Raw genomic sequence first — 21,952 nt, forward strand, 5'->3', positions numbered from 1 at the left:
GAAGCGAGGTCGGATGAGGGGTGTTCCAGCTTGGCACCAGAGAAGGAAGAAGGCGCCGTCGGTGAGCTCAGGTGTTGAACTTGAACAGCATGATGTCGCCGTCCTGGACGACATACTCCTTGCCTTCGTCGCGCGCCTTGCCGGCTTCCTTGGCCGCCACTTCGCCGCCCAGCGTGACGAAGTCGTTGTAGGCGATGGTCTGGGCGCGGATGAAGCCGCGCTCGAAATCGGTGTGGATGACGCCTGCAGCCTGCGGCGCCTTGGCGCCCTTGTGCACGGTCCAGGCGCGCGTCTCCTTCGGCCCGACGGTGAAATAGGTGATGAGCTGCAACAGCTCGTAGCCGGCGCGGATGACCTTGTTTAGGCCGGGCTCGTCGAGCCCCAGGGTCGCCAAAAATTCCATTTCCTCTTCGTCGCTAAGCTGCGCGACCTCGGCCTCGATCGCCGCTGAAATCACCACGGTGCGGGCGCCCTGCGCGGCAGCCATCTGTTCGACCGCTTTGGTGTGTGCGTTGCCGGTGGCAGCATCGGCCTCGGCGACATTGCAGACATAGAGCACCGGGTGCGATGTCAGCAGGTTCAGCCCCTGCAGGATGCGCAGATCCTCCGCGGAGATATTTTTGAGCAGGATGCGGGCCGGCTTGCCGGCCTGCAGGAGTTCAAGGGCGGCTTCCATCATCGGAAGCACGGTTAGCGCCTCCTTGTCCTTGCCGGAAGCGCGCTTGCGGAACTGCACGATGCGGCGCTCGAGGCTGTCGAGATCGGCGAGCATCAGTTCGGTCTCGACGGTTTCGGCGTCGGCGACGGGATCGATGCGGCCCTCGACATGGGTGATGTCGTCATCCTCGAAGCAGCGCAGCACATGGACGATGGCGTCGACCTCGCGGATATTGGCCAGGAACTGGTTGCCCAGCCCTTCGCCTTTCGAGGCGCCGCGCACCAGGCCGGCGATGTCGACGAACGAGATGCGGGTCGGGATGATCTCCTTCGACTTGCCGATCGCGGCGATTTTTTGCAGGCGCGGGTCGGGCACCGCCACTTCGCCGGTGTTCGGTTCGATGGTGCAGAACGGATAGTTGGCGGCCTGCGCCGCCGCCGTTCTGGTCAGCGCGTTGAAAAGCGTCGACTTGCCGACGTTGGGCAAACCAACGATGCCGCATTTGAAACCCATTTTTATCCGGTCCTATCGGGAAATCGTAATTTGTTGAGGGCTATGGGCGAAAGGGGTGACGAACGTCAAGCCCTGCAGCCCCGATCCGTGGCTAGGCTCAATCCTTGCCGCCAAACAGCTTCTTCAGCATGGCGGCCATCGGGCCGGTTTCGGGCAGCTTGGCTGCCGGCTGCTGCGGCCGCGCCTGGCGAACGTGGCTTTGTGCTTTCGGCGCCTTGGGTGGCGGGCGGTCGTCGTCGCCCGTCGGCGTGAGCTTGTCGCGCAAGGCCAGCGTCACGCGATTCATGAAGGAATTGTCGTCGCCCTTGGCAAGCAGTCCGGCATCGTCGGCGATGGTGTCGAGCAGCACGTCCAGCCACTCGCGGTCGCTTTTGGCGAAATCGCCAAGCACATGGCCATGCACCATTTCCTTGACGCCGGGGTGGCTGACGCCAATGCGCACACGGCGGAAATCCTTGCCGACATGCTGCTCGAGCGAGCGGATACCGTTGTGGCCACCGGAACCGCCGCCGACCTTGACCCGCACCTTGCCGGCGGCAAGGTCGATCTCGTCATAAAAGACGGTCAGCGCCGAAGCGTCGAGCTTGTAAAAGCGCAGGGCCTCGCCGACCGACTGGCCGGACAGGTTCATGAAGGTCTGCGGCTTGATCAGGATGATTTTCTCGCCGGCAAGCGTGCCTTCGGCGACCAGGCCCTGGAACTTTTTCGACCAGGGCGAAAAGGAATGGCGGCGGGCGATTGCGTCCGCCGCCATGAAGCCGACATTGTGCCGGTTGTCAGCGTATTTCGCGCCCGGATTGCCGAGGCCTGCAAACAGCAGCATCGTCACCTCCGGGCGGAAAGGATTACTTCTCTTCGTCGGCAGGAGCCGCTTCGGGTTCAGCCGCTTCGACCGTCTCTTCAGCCTCCGGCTTCATCGCCGCGGAGCCGGCTATGGTCGCGACGGTGAAGTCGCGGTCGGAGATCACCGGCTTGACGCCGGCCGGTAGCTTGACCGCCGAGATGTGGATCGAATCGCCGATATCGGTGCCGGTGAGATCGACGGTGATGAATTCCGGGATCGCATTGGCCGGGCAGTGGAACTCGACCTCGTGACGCACGATGTTGAGCACGCCGCCGCGCTTGATGCCGGGCGACTTGTCCTCGTTGATGAAGTGGACCGGCACGTCGACATTGACTTCGGTGTCCTTGCCGATGCGCAGGAAGTCGACATGGACCGGAAAATCCTTGACCGGGTCGAGCTGGTAGTCCTTCGGCAGGACCTGGATCTTCTTGCCGTCGACATCGATCGTGGCGATCGTGGTCAGGAACCCGCCGCCATGGATCTTGTAGTAGATGTCCTTGTAGGTCAGCGCAATCGCCAGGGGAGGCTGCTTGTCGCCGTAGATTACTGCAGGCACTTTACCGTTGCGGCGAACTGCACGGGCGGACCCCTTACCGACCTGTTCGCGCGCTTCGGCCTTGAGCTCGTAAGAAGCTTGGCTCATGGCATTTCCTTTCGCGTTGTTCTGGAGCGTTCGCGGCCGGCGAGATGCCTGGGCCGTAAACGTCGAAAGCCGTCATGGCCTTACATGATCTGGTCCAAAATCTATTTGGGATCACGTGAGGCCGGACAGCCTTCCGCCGCGTTGCCTCCAAGGGTGTCTACGCGGGTGGCGGCTCTATAGCGGAAGGTGGGGCGGGGTGCAAGCCAAAGGCGGGTGGCCAATGCGGGTGGGCAGTGTCTCGCTTTTGAATTTCGTGCTTGCTCTCCATTTTCAAGAATATTGGGGTTGCGTCCTGAAAGCCGACCGCAATCGACCGGTATCAGATCGGGAACAGGTGTGCGGAAAACAACGCAGCGGCATACAGCCCGACCCCGAAGGACAGATGAGTCATGAGGCCGCGCAGACGCGCGGTGCTCGGATTGGGCGTTTTCGAGGCTGCAATTCCGGCGCCAAAGGCCGGCTGCATTACGAAAAACGGGGGCGACGACAGTGGACATGCCGACAACAAGGGCGGGAAGCAATGTCGGGTGTCGTGCCCAGTCGAGGCCCCATACTGCCATCAGCAATGCAGCAAAGACGATGCCGATCGCGTAATGCGCGACCCACCCAATCGGCGTTTCGCCGCGAATTCGGGGAGCCTGCGCGATATTCGCATGCGCGAAACGTCCCCGCGGAAAGTGGCCGATCCAGCGGCCGACCCAGGCATAATCAAGCGGCGGAATCGCCAACGTTCGTTTCAGAAACAATCCCCAAAGATCCATCACCGCCGTCGCCCCCGTTCCAATCGCGGCTGCGCGGACAACGAACTCCAACTGCTCGTTCATTTCCATGCTCCTGTCTGGTCCATGCTCCTGTCTTGGGCGTCCGGACACTAGCCAGTTGAAATAAGACATTCAATGTATTGATTGATCGTTTGATTGATTGTACCATGCGATATGAAAAACGCAGATGTCCATCATCCGATCTTTGACGAGATAGCCGATCTCGCCCGCACGCTGGGGCATGCACACCGGCTGGTTCTTCTGCGCCACATTGCCGACGGCGAAGTGGCCGTGGAGCACCTGACGCAACTTTCCGGGATCGCCTTGGCCAACACGTCGCAGCATCTTCAACAGCTCAAGCGGGCCGGCTTGGTGCAGACCCGGCGAGACGGGAAACGCGTGCTTTATCGTCTGGCCGATGGTCCGATCGAAAACGTGCTTGGGGCCCTGCGCAGCCTTGCGAACCACAGGCGCGAGCAAATCCGCGAGCTTATCGATGACACAATGAGCCGGCCGGACAGGCTGGAGAACATCTCGCGCGAGGAACTGGTGCGCCGCATACGGGACGACGAAATCGTGCTGCTCGACGTCCGGCCGCAAGAGGAATACGCGGCCGCGCATTTGCCGGGTGCGATCAACATTCCCGCGGGTGAGCTGGAAGAACGACTTGCGGAGCTTCCACGAGAGAAGGTCATCGTCGCCTATTGTCGTGGTGTCCAGTGCGTTCTCTCTGCCGACGCGCTGGCAATCCTGAGGGCGCGAGGCTGGGCATCACGTCGGTTCGAAGGTGGCTTTCCCGAGTGGCTGGCCTCAGACCTTGATGTCGACGGCATGAACTACGAAAGCGGCTGACAGAAGCCGAAGCCGGCGTCGCCGGGGCACGCCCGAGTATCGCTGGGCACTCCCGGTCACAATCTCGCCAGACCGAAGCCGGCCACCAAGGCTGCGCGTCGGGCACAGATCGAGCGGGCAGCCTACAAGCTTCTCAAGGAGAAAGGCTACGGCGGGACTTCCATGCTTGGCATAGCCAAAGAGGTAAAGGCGTCAAACGAAACCCTCTACCGCTGGTATGGCGACAAGAGGGGCTGTTCAAGACGATGGTCGAAAACAATGCAAGGGCGACGAAGGCGGCACTGGATGAGGCAATCAGGGACGAGGCCGATCCCCTGGCAACCCTGGAAGATGTTGCTCCGGTCCTGCTTTCGATGTTGCTTGGCGAGCGGGCAATTTCCCTGAACCGCGCGGCTGCATCTGACGAAGGTGACGAATTGGGTGCGACGATTGCCGCAGCCGGGCGCGATTCTGTATTTCCGCTGATCGAGAAATTGATCCAGCGCGGCTTGGAGAGCAGTGCGCTGGCCGCGCCATCTGCGCGGATGGCGGCCGATTGGTTCTTGAACCTGCTGATTGGTGATCTGCAGATCCGGCGGGCCATTCACGCTCTGTCGGTTCCTTCAGACAGGGATGTCCATTCAAGAGTGGTTGCCGCGATCAGTGCATTTAAAAAGCTTTGCGGCACGTGATGGCAAAAATCGATCTGTGCCTGTTCTCATGCGTTGGGTGAGTTGGAAGCGTGGCTTAAGGCCGAAATCCAACTCAACCTCACTCGATCGTGGGCTCTTCCTCGAGCTTCCTCGCCTCCTTCATGTTCGGCAAAAAAACCGTCAGCAGCCCGAGCAGCGGCAAATACGAGCAGACCTGAAAGACGAAGTCGATGCCTTTCAGGTCGGCGACGACGCCGAGCACGGCGGCTGCGATGCCGCCCATGCCGAAGGCGAAGCCGAAGAAGATGCCGGCGATCATGCCGACGCGGCCGGGCACCAGTTCCTGGGCGAAGACGACGATGTTCGAGAAGGCCGAGGACAGGATCAGGCCGATCAGCACGGTCAGGATCATGGTCCATTCGAAATTGGCGTAGGGCAGGGCCAGCGTAAAGGGGAGCACGCCGACGATCGAGAACCAGATCATCGGCTTCTGTCCGTAGCGGTCGCCGAACGGGCCACCGAGCAGGATGCCCAGCGCCGAGGCGCCGAGGAACAGGAACAGCATGACCTGCGACATCTGCACCGAAACGCCGAATTTATCGATGGCGTAGAAGGTGTAGTAACTGGCGAGGCTGGCAACATAGGCGTTTTTTGTCAGCACCAGCAAGGTCAGCACCGCCAGCGCGCTCATCACCTTGCGGCGCGGGAAGGGCGAAACGAAGCCTGCCGCCTTGCGGTTGGCGAGCGAGGCGCGCAGCCGGCTGTACCAGCCGCCGACCCGCCACAGCACGACGATGCCGATCAGCGATCCGGCTGCGAACCACGCAATGCTGGTCTGGCCGAACGGCACGACGATGAAGGCGGCGAGCAGCGGCCCGATGGCCTGGCCGAGATTGCCGCCGACCTGGAACAGCGATTGCGCCAGGCCGAACCTGCCGCCCGAGGCGAAGCGGGCGATGCGCGAGGATTCCGGGTGGAAGATCGCCGAGCCAATGCCGATCAGCGACGCGCCGATCAGCAGGAGCCAATAGTGTCCGGCATAGGCCAGCACGATCAGGCCGATCAGCGAGGACGCCATGCCGTAGGGCAGCGAATAGGGCATCGGCCGCTTGTCGGTGACCATGCCGATCAGCGGCTGCAGCAATGACGCCGTCACCTGGAAGGTGAAGGTCAAAAGGCCGATCTGCCAGAAATCGAGACGGTAATTGTCCTTCAGCAGCGGATAGATGGCCGACAGCAGCGACTGCATGATGTCGTTGACACAATGGCAGAAGCTCACCGCAAGGATGACGGTGAAGGCCGTCGCTTGCGCCGAAGTGTGGCTGGCCGTCGCCGGCGTGGCGGCGGAGGTGGCTGTCGTATCAGTCAACGCAGGCTCCATGGTCTTTTTGGCGGACGCTCCCGCAGGCGGCCCTTATGGCCCCGCTGCCTTATAAGTTACTTGCCGGGCGACTTCTTTCGTGGTTTGGTCCAATAGTTTCGCGAGTGGGCCAATAGCCAATGCCGCATGGCAAAGAAATCTTCAAAGCGGGCGACACCGATCTCGGCCAGTTCACCGATCTCGGGCTGCTGCGCCGCTGGCAATGGCTGGAGCAGGCCGTCGGGCCGGCGGTGGCCCTGCCGACCGAATTTCCCGACGGCTACCACGTGCCGCAGCACCGGCACAGCCGCAGTCAATTGCTGCATGCGCTTGTCGGCGTCGTGCTGGTGACGACGCGGCATGGGCGCTGGATGGTGCCGCCCGATCATGCGATGTGGATTCCTGCCGGGACCGAGCATTCCGTCGAGATGCTTGGCGACGTCAGCATGCGCTCGGTCTATGTGATGCCGGACGCCATTGCCGGGCTGCCGGATGGCTTGCGCGTCGTCGGCATCACCGATCTGATGCACAGCCTGATCGTGGAATCGGAAAAGCTGCCGCAGGGCGCCGAGTTGGAGGGGCGCGGCGGGCTGATCATGAGCCTCCTGCTGCATGAAATCCCGAACCTGCCGGAACGGCCGCTCGGCCTGCCTTTTCCTTCGGATGCAAGGCTTGCGGCACTGTGCCGGCGCTTCGTCGCAGCACCCTCGCCGCACGCGACGATCGACGAATGGGCCGATATCGTCGGCATGAGCCGGCGTTCCTTCACCCGCGCCTTTCATCGCCAGACCGGATTGTCGTTGTCGACATGGCGCCAGCAGGCCTGCCTGTTCGCGGCCTTGCCGAGGCTGGCAGACGGCGAGCCGATCACAAGGGTGGCGCTCGATCTCGGCTATGACAGCGTGCCGGCCTTCATCACCATGTTCAAGCGCATGCTGGGGGCGTCGCCACGCGGCTATATGCGCGGCTCAAGGGACAACATCAGGGTGTCGAACGGAAGCGCATGACCCCGAAAGGATCATGCGCAAAATCAAGGTGCTACAGCGTCCTTTGCGCGTCTCTGGACGCGCGGCGCTGTATCGCGGGCAGATTTCAGTCGAACAGACTCGACACCGACTCTTCGGTCGCCGTGCGCGAGATCGCCTCGCCCATCAGGTCGGCGATGGAGACGACGCGGATGTTGCTGGCGTCGAGCACCGCCTGGGTCGGCTGGATGGAATCGGTGATGACCAGTTCCTGCAGCTTCGAGGCGCCGATGCGTGCGATGGCGCCGCCGGACAGAACGCCATGGGTGGTGTAGGCGGTGACGCTGGTGGCGCCGGCGGCAAGCAGCGCATCGGCCGCATTGCACAAGGTACCGCCCGAATCGATGATGTCGTCGATCAGCAGGCAATCCTTGCCGCGCACGTCGCCGATGACGTTCATGACTTCCGATTCGCCAGGGCGCTCGCGACGCTTGTCGACAATGGCAAGCTGGGCGTCGATGCGCTTGGCGAGCGCGCGGGCACGGACCACGCCGCCGACATCCGGCGACACGACCATGACATTGGCAAGGCGCTTGTATTTCGCCTTCACATCGCGGGCCATGACCGGCACCGAGAACAGATTGTCGGTCGGGATGTCGAAAAAGCCCTGGATCTGGCCGGCGTGGAGATCCAGCGTCAAGACGCGATCGACCCCGGCTCGCGTGATCATGTTGGCGACCAGCTTGGCCGAGATCGGCGTGCGGCCCGAGGCGCGGCGGTCTTGCCTTGCATAGCCGAAATAGGGAATGACCGCTGTGATGCGCTTGGCCGACGAGCGCATGAAGGCATCGATCATGATGAGCAGTTCCATCAGGTGATCGTTGGTCGGGAACGAGGTGGACTGCAGGATGAAGACATCCTCGCCACGCACATTCTCCTGGATCTCAACGAAGATTTCCTGATCGGCGAAGCGCCTGACGCTGGCTTTGCCCAGCGGGATGTTGAGATAGCGGGCGACCGCTTCGGCCAGCACCCTGTTGGAATTGCCCGCGAAAAGCTTCATGCACCGTTCCTGGTGAAGGATGGAGACTCTGGCAGACTCTCTTGAGCCCCTTAGTCGGGGCTTTTAGCGGCCCGTGCCGGTATTGCAAGCGTCGTGATCGGAATCCGCCGGCTAATCTCAATAAACATGAACGGCGAGGAAAGCCGGCAACATGTCAGTCCGCCGTCAGCCCGCTTGCCCGCCAAGCCATGTGGCAAACTGGTCGATCGTCTGGTCGGCGATCGCCTGCATGGTCTCCGGCGCGACCGCAGCCCAGCCTTCGCCACCATTGACCGAGGCCGCCTTCTGCTGGCCGTTGATGCGATGCAGCCGGTTGCCTGCCGGGTCATAGACGTCCCAGACATAGATGACGGTGGTATCCTTGCCTTCCGACATCGTCGAGAAATAGCCTTTCAGCACGTGCGTCGGGGTCTGGCCGGCGCTTCCTGCCAAGGTGATGCCGCGCTGCTTGGCTCGCGTCTGAAGCTGCGCGGTCAATGGCGTCGCGGCTTCCACCGAGGCGCCGACGATCGGCGCCACCTGCAGACGGGTGCGTGCGATGACGGCGGCGCTTTTTGCCGGCAGCTCGGTTGCGGGCTGCGCAGGGGCCGAAGGCTGTGTTGTCGCGGACGGCTGGGCGGTGGTCGCAGGTGCGATGGGTGTTGCAGCCGTGCCGCTTCCGGCCGTTGGCACGGTCTGTGTCGACTGCGGGGCGATGGCCGAGGGTTCGAGAACGTCCTTCGCGTTGGTGCAGGCGGCCAGCGCCAGCGCCGCGAGCAATGACACGGTCGTCGCATGCGATCGCCTCATTTGCCTCAAAACTCCCTGGCGATGAACGCCTCTTGCATTCTTACCATTATGGATTCATTGCACAATCAAGTCGAGATCATGGCGGGACAGCGGCTTCGGCTGCGATTCAGTCGTCAGATAGGTGCGGCCAAGCGTCATTGCCGTCTCGGTTTCGGAGTCCATGATGATCATATGGGCGAACAGCGTCATGTTCGGCGCGATCGGTTCGGGATTGCCCTGATAGAACATCGGCATGTCCATCCATGATGGGGTGAAGCGGGCGCCGAGCGAATAGCCGCAGGCGTTGAGCCGGTGCTTGGTCAAATTGTGGGTTTCGAGCGTGCGGGCATGCGCGTCGAACACGTCGCCGAAGGTATTTCCGGGCGTCATCGCCTTTTCGACCGCCAGAAGTGCGGCGCGCGCAGCATCGAACAGCTCCTGGTGACGTTTCGACACCTTGCCGGTCAGCACGGTGCGCATCATCGCCGCATGGTAATGGTGGAAGACGCCGGCCCATTCGAGCGTCAACTGGTCGTTCTTGCTCAGCTTGCGGCGGCCAGCCTTGTATCGGCAAAGCAGTGCGTCCACGCCAGAGCCGATGATGAACTCGTTGGCCGGATAGTCGCCGCCGCCGGCAAAGATCGCGCCCTGCATGGCGGCGAGGATCAAGGCTTCGTCGCCACCCTGCTTGATCAGCGGCAGGGCCGCGTCCAGAGCGTCGTCGGCGAGATTTGCGGCCTTTTCCACCTTGGCGATCTCGGCCGGGCTCTTGAACAGGCGCAGCCGGCTGATGATGCCGGACGCGTCGGCGATCTGGCCAAAGGTCTGCAATTGCTCGTCCAGGCGCCGGCCATTGTAGGCGGTCAGGCCGTGGGTGTCGTATTCGACGCCGATGCGGGCGCCGAGCAGGTCGAGGTCGTTGAGCAAATTGCGCAGGTCGATCGCCGGATTGGCGCCGTCGCGGTCGGTCCACAGCACGATGTTGTCGATGATCGAGGTGTGGCGCGCCTGGCGCAGATCGGCCGAGCGCGTGAGCAGGATCATCGAGCCGTCCGCCTTCACCACCAGGCACTGGAAGAAGCAGAAGCCGAACGTATCGTAGCCGGTCAGCCAGTACATGCTCTCCTGCGCAAACAAAAGGACGGCATCGAGCTTCTTCTCGGCGATCTCGATCATCAGCCGATCGCGCCGCGCGTCAAATTCCGACCGTTCGAAATGCAGCGCCATTATTCTGTCTCCAAAACGATTGCCGAAATCTGCCGCCCGTAATCCGGCTCCTTGCGATGGGTGCTGCGCCGGTAGGAATAGAACAGATCCTCCTCGGCGTAGGTGCAGCGGCCGAGCCCATCGGCGGTGACGCCGGCCCGGGTCAGCCGATCGACCGTATAGCGGTTGAGGTCGAACATTGCATGTCCCGGCTTCGCCGATGGCGCGAAATAGCTGATATTGTCGACATCGGCCTCGATGAAACGAGCGATGAATTCCGGGCCGACTTCATAGTTTTCCGGGCCGATGGACGGACCGAGCACCGCAACGATGCGCTCGCGCCGGGCGCCGAGGCTTTCCATCGCCGCAATGGTGTTTTCCAGCACGCCTGACAAGGCGCCCTTCCAGCCGGCATGGGCTGCGCCGACGATTCGCGCCTCGGCATCGGCGAACAGCACCGGTCCGCAATCGGCCGTCGAGGCGCCCACCGCAATCCCCGGCCGGTCGGTGACGACGGCGTCGGCCTTCGGCCGCTCGCCGGGAAAGGGCTCCCTGGCGATGACGACATCGGGCGAATGGATCTGGTGGGCGGTCAACAGACGGCTTGATGGCACGCCCATCCAGTCGGCGACGCGGCGGCGGTTCTCGGCGACCTGCGTCTGGTCGTCGCTCGAGCCGGTGCCGATGTTGAGGCCCTGATAGATGCCGCTGGAGACGCCGCCGACGCGGGTGAAATAGCCGTGGCGAATGCCTTGCGCCCGCGCTTTCTCCAGCAAGGGCGACCGAACGGGATCCGGTTTGGTCTGATTCAGCATGGCTGCGTTGTTGTCCGTGAGAGCGATTTCGTCAAGCGACAGTCGAAAGATGGCGACAGTCCAACGGCGACAGTCGGAAGGCGGGAGAGTGGGAGAGGCGGCAGTGAAAAGTCAATCCGCCGTTGCAAAGGGCGGAACGGCGATGCCGGCAGGCAGGACGGCAAGCACCTTGAACAGGTCGCCCATGGCTTGCGGGCCGGCGAGGCGTTCGACCTCGCCCGCAATCTTTTCGCGAGCCGCCTCATTGGCATTGGCGCCGAGCTGGCCGGCGCGTTCGAGAAGCCCCATTTCCACCAGGAATTCGCCTTGCGTGGAGAGATGGGCATCGAGGCCATGCGCCCGCACTATCGCGGCAAGGGCGGCGAAATCGACATGGGCGGTGAGGTCGGCTTCGCCCGGATTGGCCAGCACATCTTCGTGATCGTGCTTGCGCAAGGCCTGCAACGTGTCGCCGATCCCTGGCTGGAGGTAGCCATAGTCGAGGAACAGGCCGGCGCCGCCGAGCCCGGCCAAGCGCTCGGCGATGGTCGCCATCAGCGCGGCTCGGGCCGGCGCGACCTCGACGATCGCGCCCTGTGGCGCGTTTTCGGCATCGTCCGGCAACAGTGTTGGATCGACCGAGCCGGCGCCGGCGAAGACGTGCAATTGGTCGGCGCCATCGAGGCCGATCATCCGTTCGCGCCAGCCTGTTCCGGCGCGGACGAACTGGCGGATCGGCACCGCGTCGAACAATTCGTTGCCGACGATGAAAAGCGGGGTCTGCGGCAGCGTGTCGATGCTTTCGTGCCAGCCGATCGCGGCCGGCGTGGCGACAAGCGTTTGCCTTTGGACATCGGCCAGTCGCGGACTGGTCTCGATCATGGCGAACGACGCACCGGCGGTCAGCGCCGGATCGAGCCGCGAAAGCGTGCGCAGGATGTCCTTCATCAGCGTGCCGCGGCCGGGGCCGATCTCGGCGATGGTGACCGGCATCGGCCGGCCGGTCGCCAGCCAGGCTTCGTAGAGCCAGACGGCGATCAGCTCGCCGAACATCTGGCTGATCTCCGGCGCGGTGACGAAGTCGCCGGCAGCCCCGAACGGATCGCGCGTCGTATAATAGCCGTCCAGCGGATCGAACAGGCAGAGCGCCATGTAGTGGTTGACGGGGATCGGCCCCGCCGCACCGATCAGCTCCACGATGCGGGTTTTCAGTCGGGTCATACCGGCTGTGGCTGTGTTACCGGCTTTGCAGTCACCATCGCCCAGATGCCGGCCAGCAGCATCGGCAGCGACAGCACCATGCCCATCGTCAGCCAGTTGGTGCCGAGGAGGTAGCCGAGCTGCTGGTCGGGCTCGCGGAAGAATTCGACGAGGATGCGCGAGAGACCGTAACCGGCGATGAAGGCGCCGCCGACGAAGCGCGGCGTCTTCAGCTTGAGCCTGGAATGGGTGAGGAAGCGCAGGACCAGGAACAGCACCAGGCCTTCGAGCAGCGCCTCGTAGAGCTGGCTCGGATGGCGCGCAAAGGGCCCGCCATTTGGGAATTCGACCGCCCATGGCACGTCGGTCGGCCGGCCCCAGAGTTCGGAGTTGATGAAATTCGCCATGCGGACGAGGCCAAGGCCGACCGGCACGCCGGCCGCCACCACGTCGAACAGCGACCATGTGCGGATGCCGCGCGACCAGGAAAACAGCGTCATGGCGAGAATGACGCCGAGCAGCCCGCCATGGAAGGACATGCCGCCCTGCCAGACGGCAAGGATATCGAAGGGTTGAGCGATGTAGCGCGGCAGGTCGTAGAACAGCACGTAGCCGACACGCCCGCCAAGCACCACGCCGATAGCCGCCCAGACGATGAAGTCGTCGAGATCCTCGGGCTTCATGGGCACGGTGCCGTCGGGCCAGAGCCTTGCATTGGTGACGAGCCGCTTGGCATACCACCAGGCGAAGAGAATGCCGACGATATAGCCGACGCCATACCAATGCACCGCCAGCGGTCCGATCTGGACGATGACCGGGTCGATGTTGGGGAAGGGCAGGGCGGCCAGCGGCAGCATAAGATATTCGCTCAACAGGATCTCCCGGTTGCGATCACGTTCGGGCGCGGACCATGCGGCAGGGTTTTGGCCCGGTCAAGGCGACGCTGGCGCGGCAAATACGGCTTCGGGAAGCAGGCTGATCGTGCCGGTACTGCCGCCTCACAGCTTGGTCCCGGCCAATGCCCTGTATTTGGCCTCCAGGCGGTCAAGCACCTCTTCCGCAGGCTTCACCCGCCCTGCGTCGGCATCGCCGAGGCCCTTGGCGAGCGCGGCGTCGCGTGCGGCAAGACGCTGGTCCAAATTCGCACTGAAAGCCATTGCAGTCCCCGTCAGAATGCTCTTCCTTGGATGGTACCAGCTATGGCTTGCGAGACTAGGTCAAATTGCATCGACTTGATGACGCAGCAGCCTCAACGTTCTTGCATTCCGCGTCGCGCGCCACTACGTCAAATCGAGCAAGCGAGGATTTGCCATGTCGACCGGACCGAACCGCATTCTCGATGAGTTCGCCAAGCTGATGACCGACGCTGCGGGTGCCGCGCAAGGCGTGCGCCGCGAAGTGGAAACCGCCTTCAAGGGGCAGGCCGAGCGTGTTCTCAACTCGATGGACCTGGTGCAGCGCGAAGAATTCGAGGCCGCCCGCGACATGGCGGTAAAAGCCAGGGAAGAAAACACCCGTCTCGCTGCGCGCATCGAGACGCTTGAGGCAAAGCTCGCCGATCTGACCGGGCAGGCCGCGCCTGCGGCTGCGGCAAAGCCCAGGTTAAAAAAATAACGTTAAACTTTTCCACAAAGCACAATCGCAAAAAGCGCTTTGTCGTGAATCGCTTACCGGCATTGCGTGAATCTTTGTGACAGCGGCTTTCCACATGCGAATGACGCAGTGCGAAAAATTGGGCTGGTCACGCGACTCCCGATCAATAGACTGAATTTGTTGCATGATTCGGAGCAGGGTCATGCGCCGGGCGGTGGGGTCCGGTCTGGGGTCTTTGTGCGTTGACGAAGTCCCGGCCGTCCGAGTTCTAGACAAAATTGTTCGTTGTGGGTGCCCCGCCGGCCGAGGCGAAGGAACGACAGGAAGCATTCATGGAACTTCTCGAACTCGAATTCTCGCGCGAAATCCATCCGGTGGATGTTATCGAGCAGGTGGCGCACAACAACGACTGGTCCTTCGAACGGGCCGGCGACGACGAGATTTCGATTTCGGTTGCCGGAAGCTGGACCGACTACCACGTCTCATTTTCCTGGATGGAGGATTTCGAGGCGCTGCACCTGGCCTGCGCTTTCGACATCAAGGTGCCGGAGGCGCGCGCGCTCGAAGTGATGCGGCTGCTTTCGCTGATCAACGAGCAGATGCTGTTCGGCCATTTCGACCTCTGGGAGCAGGAGGGCGCGATCATGTTCCGCCAGTCGCTGCTGCTCGCCGGCGGGGTCGAGCCGTCGAGCCAGCAGGTCGAGGTGCTGCTGTCGTCGGCGCTGGAAGCCTGCGAATGCTACTTCCAGGCGTTCCAGTTCGTCGTCTGGTCGGGAACCTCGGCCAAGGATGCGCTGGCCGGCGTCCTGTTCGAGACCTACGGAAACGCCTGATCCAGGACCTTCCCTCCATGAGTTCGAGCAGCCAGCGCAAGCCCGAGATCAGCTTCGCCGATTTCGACCGTGTCGACATTCGCGCCGGCACGATCGTCGAGGCCGAGCCGTTTCCGGAGGCGCGCAAGCCGTCGATCAAGCTGAAGATCGATTTCGGCGCCGACATCGGAGTGAAGAAATCGTCGGCGCAGATCACCAAATACTATGCGCCCGAGACGCTGATCGGCCGGCAGGTGTTCGCGGTGGTCAATTTTCCGCCGCGGCAGATCGGCCCCTTCATGTCGGAAGTGCTGACGCTTGGCTTTCCCGACGGGGAGGGTGCGGTCGTCCTCGGCGCGATCGAACGCAGGGTGCCTGACGGCGGCCAACTGTTTTAGCTTCGTCATCCACGGGCGGAGCGGGAGCGAAGCCGACGCGCAGACTTTCCTTGGCTGCTCCAGGGTTTGATTTCAAGAAGCGCGTGGTTTCCCCAAAAGTCGTTATCACCAGAAACCTCGGCCGCAGTATCGCGACCACGCCGAATGCCCGCGAAATGAACCAAGCGTGCCCGCAGTCTTGACCTGCACGTGATTGCCGTTCTCGGCGACAACATCGATTTGAGGTTTTCGTTGTGGGCGGCCACCCCAAACGGACTAGTCGACAGCCCAACGGCCCAGGCGTATTGTTTTGACGCGGCATCTGTCGGGCTGTGCCGCCAATTCTCGGGAGGATACGATGGTTCGACTGCTGACTGCGATTTTCGCTGTGCTTTCCCTTTGCCTCTTTTCGTGGTCGCCCGCCAACGCTGACCCCGTCGACGATCAGGTGAAAGCCGCTTACGTGGCCTGGGACGCTGCGTTCAACAAAGCAGACGCAAAGGCGGTTGCGGCGTTCTACACCGACGACGCGATCTTCTTGCCCGCCACCCATGACGTCATCAAGGCACCGGACGGAGTCGAGAAATTCTTTGGCGGCCTCTTCGGCATGGGAGTGACAGGCCACAAGCTCGAACTGATCGAAGCAGGAGGTGACGGCAACCTGCTGTTTGGCACGGCGAAATGGTCGGCCAAGGGTAAAGACGCCAATGGTGCGGATCAGCCGTGGGCCGGGGTGGCAACCCACGTCTTCGAAAAGCAGGCAGATGGCAGCCTGAAACTCCGGCTGCACACCTTCAACTAATCAACGGCGTTCTCTGCTTTCCGACGGGAGGGGTGCGCTACCGGGTCGCTGCCTCAGCTGCGCAGTCACGATCCAGACGGACGCCATGAGCTGGACCCTGGCTCGTGCAAGTAATTGAAATCGATCAGCGCCTCCGCTTCCCTGTTTTCGGCAACGCGTTCCGGATGAACCTGTGGAGCAAGTGCGGCCCGCCGCCGCCTCAACCCAACAAGTTCTTCACCGAAGGGGCCGCTCGCAGGTCACGAAATGGATCCTCGTGTCTGCGCGCCGGCGTTGCCGCCGCTTCGCCCGTGGATGACGAAAGGTGGTGTCAGTTTTCGCTGGGTGCCCAGCGCCTCTCCAACCGTTTCCAGGAACATCTCCGCGCAGGCCTTCCAGCTATAGCGCATTGCCCGTTGGCGCGCTTCGGCGCGGTCGACATCGAGCGCGGCGAGCGCGGCCTCACGCAAATCGTTCGATACGGCTCCGCCGACGCCGTCGCCGACAATGTCGATCGGCCCGGTCACCGGATAGGCTGCGACCGGCGTGCCGCTGGCCAGCGCCTCGATGATGACATTGCCGAACGTGTCGGTGCGGCTGGGAAAAATGAAGACATCGGCCGAGGCATAGATTTCGGCCAGTTCGTCGTTCGGGCGGTGGCCAAGGAAATGGGCATCGGGATATCTGGCCTTGAGCCTGGCCAACTCAGGTCCCTCGCCGACGACCACCTTGCTGCCGGGCAAATTCAGGTCGAGGAAGGCGGCCAGGTTCTTTTCGATCGCGACGCGGCCGACGCAGAGGAAGATCGGTCGCTTGAGCCCCATATCCTTTTTCTTGTCCGGCCGGAAATGGTCGGTATCGACGCCGCGCGTCCATGGCCTGAGCTTGGTGAAGCCGCGCGCCGCCAGATCGTCCGCTAAAGACTGGGTGGCGACCAGCGTGCCTTGCCCGGAATTGTGGAAATCGCGAAGCCAGCGATAGGCCCAGGCTTCCGGTATTGGCAGCCGCGCGCTCAGATATTCCGGAAAGCGCGTGTGATAGCTTGTGGTGAACGGCCGGCCGGCCTTGCGGCAATAGCGCCGCGCCATGATGCCGAGCGGGCCCTCGGTGACGATATGGATATGATCGGCATTGCGCGCTTCGATCAGGCGCGCCACGCGGCCTGGCGTCGTCAGCGCCAGCCGGATGTCCGGGTAGGTCGGCAGCGGCAAGGTGCGAAAGATATTCGGGGTCAGGAAGTCCGTCTCGACATCGAAGGATTTCAGGGTTTCTGAAAGCCGTTCCAGCGTATGGACAACGCCGTTGACTTGCGGGCGCCAGGCGTCGGTGACCATCAGGATGCGCATAGCAGGCCTTTGCTTGAAAGGTCGTCGGTTTCCTTGATGCGGGGCCGCAAGGCCGAATCAATCAGGATCACGCGCTTCATGCGCGCTCTTCAGCATGGTTTCATGACGGGCCGATGAAGGCATAGCCGATGGCCGTCTACAACACCTGAAAGCACGATGCGTAAGTTCAAAGTGTTAGAGCGTGCTTTGTGCGTCCAATTGGACGCACGTCGCGAGGGTTCAAAGTGTAGAGCGTACTTTGTGCGTCCAATTGGACGCACGTCACTCTAATCAGGCAGGAACCTTGATGACGGCGCGCAAGCCGCCGAGCGGGCTCTTGTCGAGCATGATGTCGCCGCCATGGCTGCGGGCAATGTCGCGTGCGATGGCAAGGCCAAGGCCGGTGCCGCTGGCATCGAGGTTGCGGGCTTCGTCAAGTCGCACGAAAGGCTTGAACACGTGCTCGCGCTTTTCAGGCGGAATGCCCGGACCGTCGTCGTCGATGGTGACGAGCAGCGAGCCGCGGCCGTGGTTGGCGTTGATCTCAACCGTCTTGGCATAACGGAAGGCGTTGCCGACGACATTGGACAACAGCCGGGCAAAGGCGTGGGGCCGCACGTGCACATTTGGATCGCCGGCGAGCGAAGTCGACAGTTTGCGCTTGCGCAGCGTCGCCTCCTCGCCGAGCTTGTCGAAATAGGCTTCAAGGTTGAAACGGCCGGCGTCTTCCGTTGCCTCGCCGCGGGCAAAGGCGAGATAGCCTTCCAGCATGGACTGCATGTCGTCGATGTCCTGGCCGAGCGCCTCGGTGTCGGCCTTGGTGCCGGTCAGCGCAAGCTGCAGCTTGAAGCGGGTGAGGATGGTCCTCAAATCGTGACTGACGCCGCTCAGCATGGCGGTGCGCTGTTCGAGCTGGCGTTCGATGCGTTCGCGCATCTGGATGAAGGCAAAGCCGGCGCGGCGAACCTCGTCGGCGCCGCGCGGACGGAAATCGAGCGGCATCGGCCGGCCCTTGCCGAAACTTTCGGCGGCCTCGGCCAGCGTCAGGATCGGCCGGATCTGGTTGCGAAGGAACGGGATGGCGATCATCAGCAGCACCAGCGAGGTGCCGACCATCCAGATCAGGAAAATGTGCGTGTTCGAGGCATAGGCCTGGCTGCGGCGCACGAAGGCGCGCAGCACCTTGCCTTCGAGCTGGACGCGGACCTCGATGATATTGGAATTGCCGACCGTATCGATCCAGAACGGACGGTTAATCTGATGGGTGATCTCGGACGAGAGAATTTCGTCGAGGATCGAGAAGAACGGCTTTGGACCGGGCGCCGGCAGAGGATCGGGCGGCAGCAAGTCGATCTTCAGCTGCATGCGATCCTGCGCGATGCGGATGATGTTGGCGTAGTCGGCGTCGTGCGGATAGGTTTCCACCAGGTCGACGATCGCGGCAATGTCGCGGACCGTGGCCTGCGACAGGCGCTGCGTCACGGTCTGCCAGTGGCGTTCCATGAAGACAAAGGCGAGGACCGATTGCAGCAGGATCATCGGCGCGATGACGATGATCAGCGAGCGGGCATAGAGCCGCTTCGGCATGTAAAGCGAAACGAGGCGCCAGAACCGTTTCCAGGCAAGCGGCACGGCCTTCAGCGCTCGCCTGGCGCGAGCGCTCAAGCCGCGATCTCCCGGCCGTTCCAGTTGCGTGGTCGCCATTCGCCCTTTTTGCTCATCCGCAGCCGCTCGACAAGGGGGCTGCGGGCGGCAGTCTATTCCACGCTGAGCCGATACCCAATACCGCGCACGGTCTGCAGCCAGACCGGATTGGACGGATCGCGCTCGATCTTGCGGCGCAGCCTGTTGATCTGGACGTCGATGGTGCGCTCGCCGACTTCGGATTCGTCGCCGACAAGTTCATGACGCGGTATCGTTTCGCCGGCCCGGGCCGCGAAGATCGCCAGGATCTCCTGCTCGCGGTCGGTCAGCTTCAGAGCCTCGCCGCCGCGCTTGAGTTCCCGCCTGGCGATCTGGAACGTGTAAGGCCCGAAAACCAGCTGCTCGACCTTGGGCGTCGTTGCAGGACCGCCGCGGCGCAGGATGTTGTTGATGCGCAGGATCAATTCTCGGGGATCGAAAGGCTTCGGCAGATAGTCGTCGGCGCCGGCCTCGAGCCCGGTGATCCGGCTGTCGGTCTCGGACAGCGCGGTAAGCATCAGGATCGGCACGTTCTTGGTTGCCCGCAATGCCTTGGCGAGATCGACGCCGGTTTCGCCCGGCATCATGATATCGAGCACGAGCAGATCGAAATCGAGGCCGGCGAGCTTGCGCCGCGCTTCGCCGGAATTTCCGGCAACGGTGACACGAAAGCCGTTTTCGGTCAGATATTGTTTGAGAAGATTGCGGATACGGGTATCGTCATCAATCACCAGCAGATGCGGCGCATCGTCGTCCGGTGCTGCCGGTTGATCAACCCTTTCAATGGTCTCCATGGCTTTTCCCTGACGTTTTTGCGGGCACAATGTCGATCTGCGCCCTTAGTTCCGGATTGACCATCGCTTCCAGGAAGCGCTCGATCAAGGCGCGTTCGGTGGCTCCGGAATCTTCCAATGCAGCATGGATGCGGCGTGACTGTGGCCGTGCCAGCGCCAGCGCCAGGGCGCGGCCCTTGGCTGTCGGATAGAGCTCGCGCTGGCGGCGGTCGCGCGGACCCTGCAACTGGACGATGTGGTCGGTATCGATCAGTTGCTTGAGCACGCGCGCCAGGCTCTGCTTAGTGATCTTCAGCACGTCGAGGAGTTCGGCGACGGTCAGGCCCGGCCTGCGATTGACGAAATGCAGAACCCGGTGATGGGCGCGGCCGAAACCATAATCGGACAGGATCTGGTCCGGATCGGAGGTAAAATCGCGATAGGCGAAGAAGAACAGTTCGATGATGGCAAAGTCGATGCCGTCCTCGTCGGTGATCGCCGTCCTGATCGGTTTTCCGGCTGGGTGGCTGCGATCCGTCATCATTTCTCCGTGCGAAAGGGAAATTATGTCAGTACTATTGACGTAATTTCCCGGCAATGGTAATTTTTGACAAGCTTTTCGGCGGATTGCGAACGAAAAGGCAAGGGAAAGCCGTTTTTCCGGAACTTCCTGTGTTTGCCAGACCTTATATATCCGCCTACGCTTCGAGATGCCGGCCGCCCGATGCGGCTGACAGGAAACGCGCAAAGATAATGTGCGGGCGGCCGCCCGCGGGAGGTTACCATGGCATCCGTTCCCTTTGACCAAATGGACGGCTTTATCTGGATGAACGGCGAGTTCGTCCAATGGGCCGACGCCAAGATCCACGTGCTGACCCATGGCCTGCACTACGCCAGCGCGGTGTTCGAGGGCGAACGCGCCTATGGCGGCGAGATTTTCAAGCTGACCGACCACAGCGAGCGCCTGCACGAATCGGCACGCCTGCTCGGCTTCAAGATTCCCTATTCGGTTGCCGAGATCGACGACGCCTGCCGCACGCTGTTGAAGAAGCAGGGTTTTCAGGATGCCTATGTCCGGCCGATCGCCTGGCGCGGCAGCGAACAGATGGGCGTCTCGGCGCAAAACAGCCGGATCAACTGCGCCATCGCCATCTGGCAGTGGCCCAGCTATTTCGATCCGGCACAGAAGCTGAAGGGCATCCGCCTCGATCTGGCCGAATGGCGCCGCCCCGATCCGCGCACCGCGCCGTCGAAATCGAAGGCTGCCGGCCTCTACATGATCTGCACCATGTCCAAGCATGCCGCCGAAGCCAAAGGCTATGCCGACGCCATGATGCTCGACTGGCGCGGCCAGGTTGCGGAAGCAACCGGCGCCAACATCTTCTTCGTCAAGGACGGCAAGATCCACACACCCACCCCCGATTGCTTCCTCGACGGCATCACCCGCCGTACAGTCATTGGTCTTGCCAAGGATCGCGGCTTCGAGGTGATCGAGCGCACCATCATGCCAGAAGAACTCGAAGGCTTCCAGCAGTGCTTCCTCACCGGAACGGCGGCCGAGGTGACCCCCGTTTCAGAGATCGGTCCATACCGATTCGAGGTGGGCGAAATCGCCAAGACTCTGATGAACGACTATTCTGCAGCCGTTCAACCCAAGCATGCGATTGCCGCAGAATAACGAAAGTCACAACTTTTTTTAACAAGTAGGGGCGGTTTTCGGACTGCCCCTTTTATTTAAGCACCGCGGCATTTGACTTTCGTCCAGTTCGGCGTCTCATGATGCTGTCGGCCCGGGAGGCTGGCAGCTATGGAGGGACTGGTAATATGGACATGAACACGCTTCTTCAGATCATTGTTCAGGTGATTATGGGTGTCATTGGTGGCCAGGCGGTGGGCGCCGCGCTCAAGACAGCGGCAATGGGGCAGCTTACCAAAATCCTCGGCGGCGCCCTTGGCGGCGTCGGCGGTGCGGCCATCCTCGGCAGCCTGCTCGGCGGCGGCACGATCGATCCGGCTGCGGCCGCAGCGGCAACGGGCGGATTTGGCAGCGCGCTGAATGTGCAGAACATCCTCGGCGGTGCCGGTGGTGGCGCCATTCTGACGGCCATCATCGGCGCGGTCATGAACGCGACGAAGAAGTAAGCCAAATGCATGTCGCGCAAAAGCATGCCCTGGGGCCTGACCCGAGGGTGCGCAGTGGTTTGCGATAACGACATGCATAAATCAATAACTTAAAGCGCGTCGCATGAATCCATTCAGCCGCGACGCGCTTTAGCGGTTCCGGGTTTTGCGTGGGCGGCTTCGGCCGCCCATTTCATTTTTGCGTTGTCGCGACAGCCGGATGCGGTG

General features: G+C 62.3%; 24 protein-coding genes and 1 pseudogene. 9 read left to right on the forward strand and 16 right to left on the reverse strand.

Features of this window, described 5'->3' with window-relative positions; translation table 11 throughout:
• Positions 1-67: 67 nt before the first annotated feature.
• The 4 genes from ychF to AC0L2Z_RS18560 form a co-directional block, all read right to left on the reverse strand.
• Positions 68-1,171: a redox-regulated ATPase YchF gene (gene ychF, locus AC0L2Z_RS18545; RefSeq protein ID WP_091598417.1), complete on the reverse strand. Its 1,104-nt coding sequence runs from the start codon at positions 1,169-1,171 to the stop codon at positions 68-70.
• Positions 1,172-1,268: 97 nt separating this feature from the next.
• Positions 1,269-1,994 carry an aminoacyl-tRNA hydrolase gene (gene pth / locus AC0L2Z_RS18550; RefSeq protein WP_128169725.1) on the reverse strand — a complete coding sequence of 242 codons (726 nt, stop codon included), beginning with the start codon at positions 1,992-1,994 and terminating at the stop codon, positions 1,269-1,271.
• A 22-nt stretch (positions 1,995-2,016) separates the two neighbouring features.
• Entirely contained in the window at positions 2,017-2,658 is a 642-nt protein-coding gene (locus AC0L2Z_RS18555; protein ID WP_023799895.1) for a 50S ribosomal protein L25/general stress protein Ctc, read from the reverse strand.
• 101 nt (positions 2,659-2,759) lie between these two features.
• Positions 2,760-3,488 (reverse strand): DUF2938 family protein, encoded by a 729-nt coding sequence (locus AC0L2Z_RS18560; protein ID WP_473628965.1) that lies wholly within the window; start codon positions 3,486-3,488, stop codon positions 2,760-2,762.
• Positions 3,489-3,593: 105 nt separating this feature from the next.
• On the opposite strand from AC0L2Z_RS18560, the gene AC0L2Z_RS18565 reads away from it, so the two are divergent.
• Positions 3,594-4,271, forward strand: coding sequence for an ArsR/SmtB family transcription factor (locus tag AC0L2Z_RS18565; protein ID WP_473628966.1), 678 nt, complete (start codon positions 3,594-3,596; stop codon positions 4,269-4,271).
• Positions 4,272-4,516: 245 nt separating this feature from the next.
• Complete coding sequence (locus AC0L2Z_RS18570) at positions 4,517-4,942, forward strand: TetR/AcrR family transcriptional regulator C-terminal domain-containing protein (protein ID WP_473628967.1); 426 nt, start codon at positions 4,517-4,519, stop codon at positions 4,940-4,942.
• Between the two features lie 79 nt (positions 4,943-5,021).
• Here the strand turns inward: AC0L2Z_RS18570 and AC0L2Z_RS18575 are convergent, their stop codons facing one another.
• Positions 5,022-6,272, reverse strand: coding sequence for an MFS transporter (locus AC0L2Z_RS18575; RefSeq protein WP_287180827.1), 1,251 nt, complete (start codon positions 6,270-6,272; stop codon positions 5,022-5,024).
• Positions 6,273-6,403: 131 nt separating this feature from the next.
• Here AC0L2Z_RS18575 and AC0L2Z_RS18580 point away from each other — a divergent pair, with 131 nt between their 5' ends.
• A complete protein-coding gene (locus AC0L2Z_RS18580; RefSeq protein ID WP_473532587.1) occupies positions 6,404-7,270 on the forward strand; it encodes an AraC family transcriptional regulator in 867 nt (288 codons plus the stop codon).
• Positions 7,271-7,355: 85 nt separating this feature from the next.
• On the opposite strand, the gene AC0L2Z_RS18585 is transcribed toward AC0L2Z_RS18580, so the two are convergent.
• The 7 genes and pseudogenes from AC0L2Z_RS18585 to AC0L2Z_RS18615 all read right to left on the reverse strand — a co-directional run.
• The gene (locus AC0L2Z_RS18585; protein ID WP_023799890.1) at positions 7,356-8,291 is read right to left on the reverse strand and encodes a ribose-phosphate pyrophosphokinase; all 936 of its coding nucleotides are present in this window, start codon (positions 8,289-8,291) and stop codon (positions 7,356-7,358) included.
• Positions 8,292-8,456: 165 nt separating this feature from the next.
• A complete protein-coding gene (locus AC0L2Z_RS18590) occupies positions 8,457-9,080 on the reverse strand; it encodes a hypothetical protein (RefSeq protein WP_473535073.1) in 624 nt (207 codons plus the stop codon).
• Positions 9,081-9,134: 54 nt separating this feature from the next.
• Entirely contained in the window at positions 9,135-10,286 is a 1,152-nt protein-coding gene (locus tag AC0L2Z_RS18595) for a M24 family metallopeptidase (RefSeq protein ID WP_023799888.1), read from the reverse strand.
• Positions 10,286-11,080 carry a peptidoglycan editing factor PgeF gene (gene pgeF, locus AC0L2Z_RS18600; protein WP_473628968.1) on the reverse strand — a complete coding sequence of 265 codons (795 nt, stop codon included), beginning with the start codon at positions 11,078-11,080 and terminating at the stop codon, positions 10,286-10,288. Before pgeF ends, AC0L2Z_RS18595 begins: the two co-directional genes overlap by 1 nt.
• Before the next feature lie 111 nt (positions 11,081-11,191).
• A complete protein-coding gene (locus AC0L2Z_RS18605; RefSeq protein ID WP_287295684.1) occupies positions 11,192-12,280 on the reverse strand; it encodes a class I SAM-dependent methyltransferase in 1,089 nt (362 codons plus the stop codon).
• On the reverse strand, positions 12,277-13,131 hold the full coding sequence (gene lgt, locus AC0L2Z_RS18610) for a prolipoprotein diacylglyceryl transferase (RefSeq protein WP_287280390.1): 855 nt from the start codon (positions 13,129-13,131) through the stop codon (positions 12,277-12,279). Before lgt ends, AC0L2Z_RS18605 begins: the two co-directional genes overlap by 4 nt.
• Before the next feature lie 126 nt (positions 13,132-13,257).
• Positions 13,258-13,395 (reverse strand): annotated as a pseudogene (locus AC0L2Z_RS18615) (type II toxin-antitoxin system ParD family antitoxin); the annotation flags it as partial.
• Positions 13,396-13,570: 175 nt separating this feature from the next.
• Between AC0L2Z_RS18615 and AC0L2Z_RS18620 the strand changes: the two are divergent.
• The 4 genes from AC0L2Z_RS18620 (at position 13,571) to AC0L2Z_RS18635 (ending at position 15,843) form a co-directional block, all read left to right on the forward strand.
• A complete protein-coding gene (locus AC0L2Z_RS18620; protein WP_287120876.1) occupies positions 13,571-13,873 on the forward strand; it encodes an accessory factor UbiK family protein in 303 nt (100 codons plus the stop codon).
• A 311-nt stretch (positions 13,874-14,184) separates the two neighbouring features.
• A complete protein-coding gene (locus AC0L2Z_RS18625; RefSeq protein WP_006202532.1) occupies positions 14,185-14,685 on the forward strand; it encodes a type III secretion system chaperone family protein in 501 nt (166 codons plus the stop codon).
• A 17-nt stretch (positions 14,686-14,702) separates the two neighbouring features.
• Positions 14,703-15,062 (forward strand): tRNA-binding protein, encoded by a 360-nt coding sequence (locus AC0L2Z_RS18630; protein ID WP_473628969.1) that lies wholly within the window; start codon positions 14,703-14,705, stop codon positions 15,060-15,062.
• Positions 15,063-15,399: 337 nt separating this feature from the next.
• A complete protein-coding gene (locus tag AC0L2Z_RS18635; protein WP_023799881.1) occupies positions 15,400-15,843 on the forward strand; it encodes a YybH family protein in 444 nt (147 codons plus the stop codon).
• Positions 15,844-16,082: 239 nt separating this feature from the next.
• Here the strand turns inward: AC0L2Z_RS18635 and AC0L2Z_RS18640 are convergent, their stop codons facing one another.
• From AC0L2Z_RS18640 to AC0L2Z_RS18655, 4 genes are all read right to left on the reverse strand, one after another.
• A complete protein-coding gene (locus AC0L2Z_RS18640; protein ID WP_287288711.1) occupies positions 16,083-17,168 on the reverse strand; it encodes a glycosyltransferase family 4 protein in 1,086 nt (361 codons plus the stop codon).
• A gap of 270 nt (positions 17,169-17,438) precedes the next feature.
• Positions 17,439-18,851: an ATP-binding protein gene (locus tag AC0L2Z_RS18645; RefSeq protein ID WP_128169736.1), complete on the reverse strand. Its 1,413-nt coding sequence runs from the start codon at positions 18,849-18,851 to the stop codon at positions 17,439-17,441.
• A gap of 53 nt (positions 18,852-18,904) precedes the next feature.
• The gene (locus tag AC0L2Z_RS18650) at positions 18,905-19,624 is read right to left on the reverse strand and encodes a response regulator (RefSeq protein ID WP_036261013.1); all 720 of its coding nucleotides are present in this window, start codon (positions 19,622-19,624) and stop codon (positions 18,905-18,907) included.
• Entirely contained in the window at positions 19,611-20,144 is a 534-nt protein-coding gene (locus AC0L2Z_RS18655) for a MarR family winged helix-turn-helix transcriptional regulator (protein ID WP_031255243.1), read from the reverse strand. Before AC0L2Z_RS18655 ends, AC0L2Z_RS18650 begins: the two co-directional genes overlap by 14 nt.
• A gap of 243 nt (positions 20,145-20,387) precedes the next feature.
• On the opposite strand from AC0L2Z_RS18655, the gene AC0L2Z_RS18660 reads away from it, so the two are divergent.
• Both AC0L2Z_RS18660 and AC0L2Z_RS18665 read left to right on the forward strand, forming a co-directional pair.
• Complete coding sequence (locus AC0L2Z_RS18660) at positions 20,388-21,281, forward strand: branched-chain amino acid aminotransferase (protein ID WP_091598375.1); 894 nt, start codon at positions 20,388-20,390, stop codon at positions 21,279-21,281.
• Between the two features lie 146 nt (positions 21,282-21,427).
• Positions 21,428-21,745, forward strand: a complete 318-nt coding sequence (locus tag AC0L2Z_RS18665; RefSeq protein ID WP_473628970.1) for a hypothetical protein — start codon at positions 21,428-21,430, stop codon at positions 21,743-21,745.
• Positions 21,746-21,952: the final 207 nt, after the last annotated feature.

The sequence above is a fragment of the Mesorhizobium sp. WSM4850 genome (genome assembly GCF_055811735.1).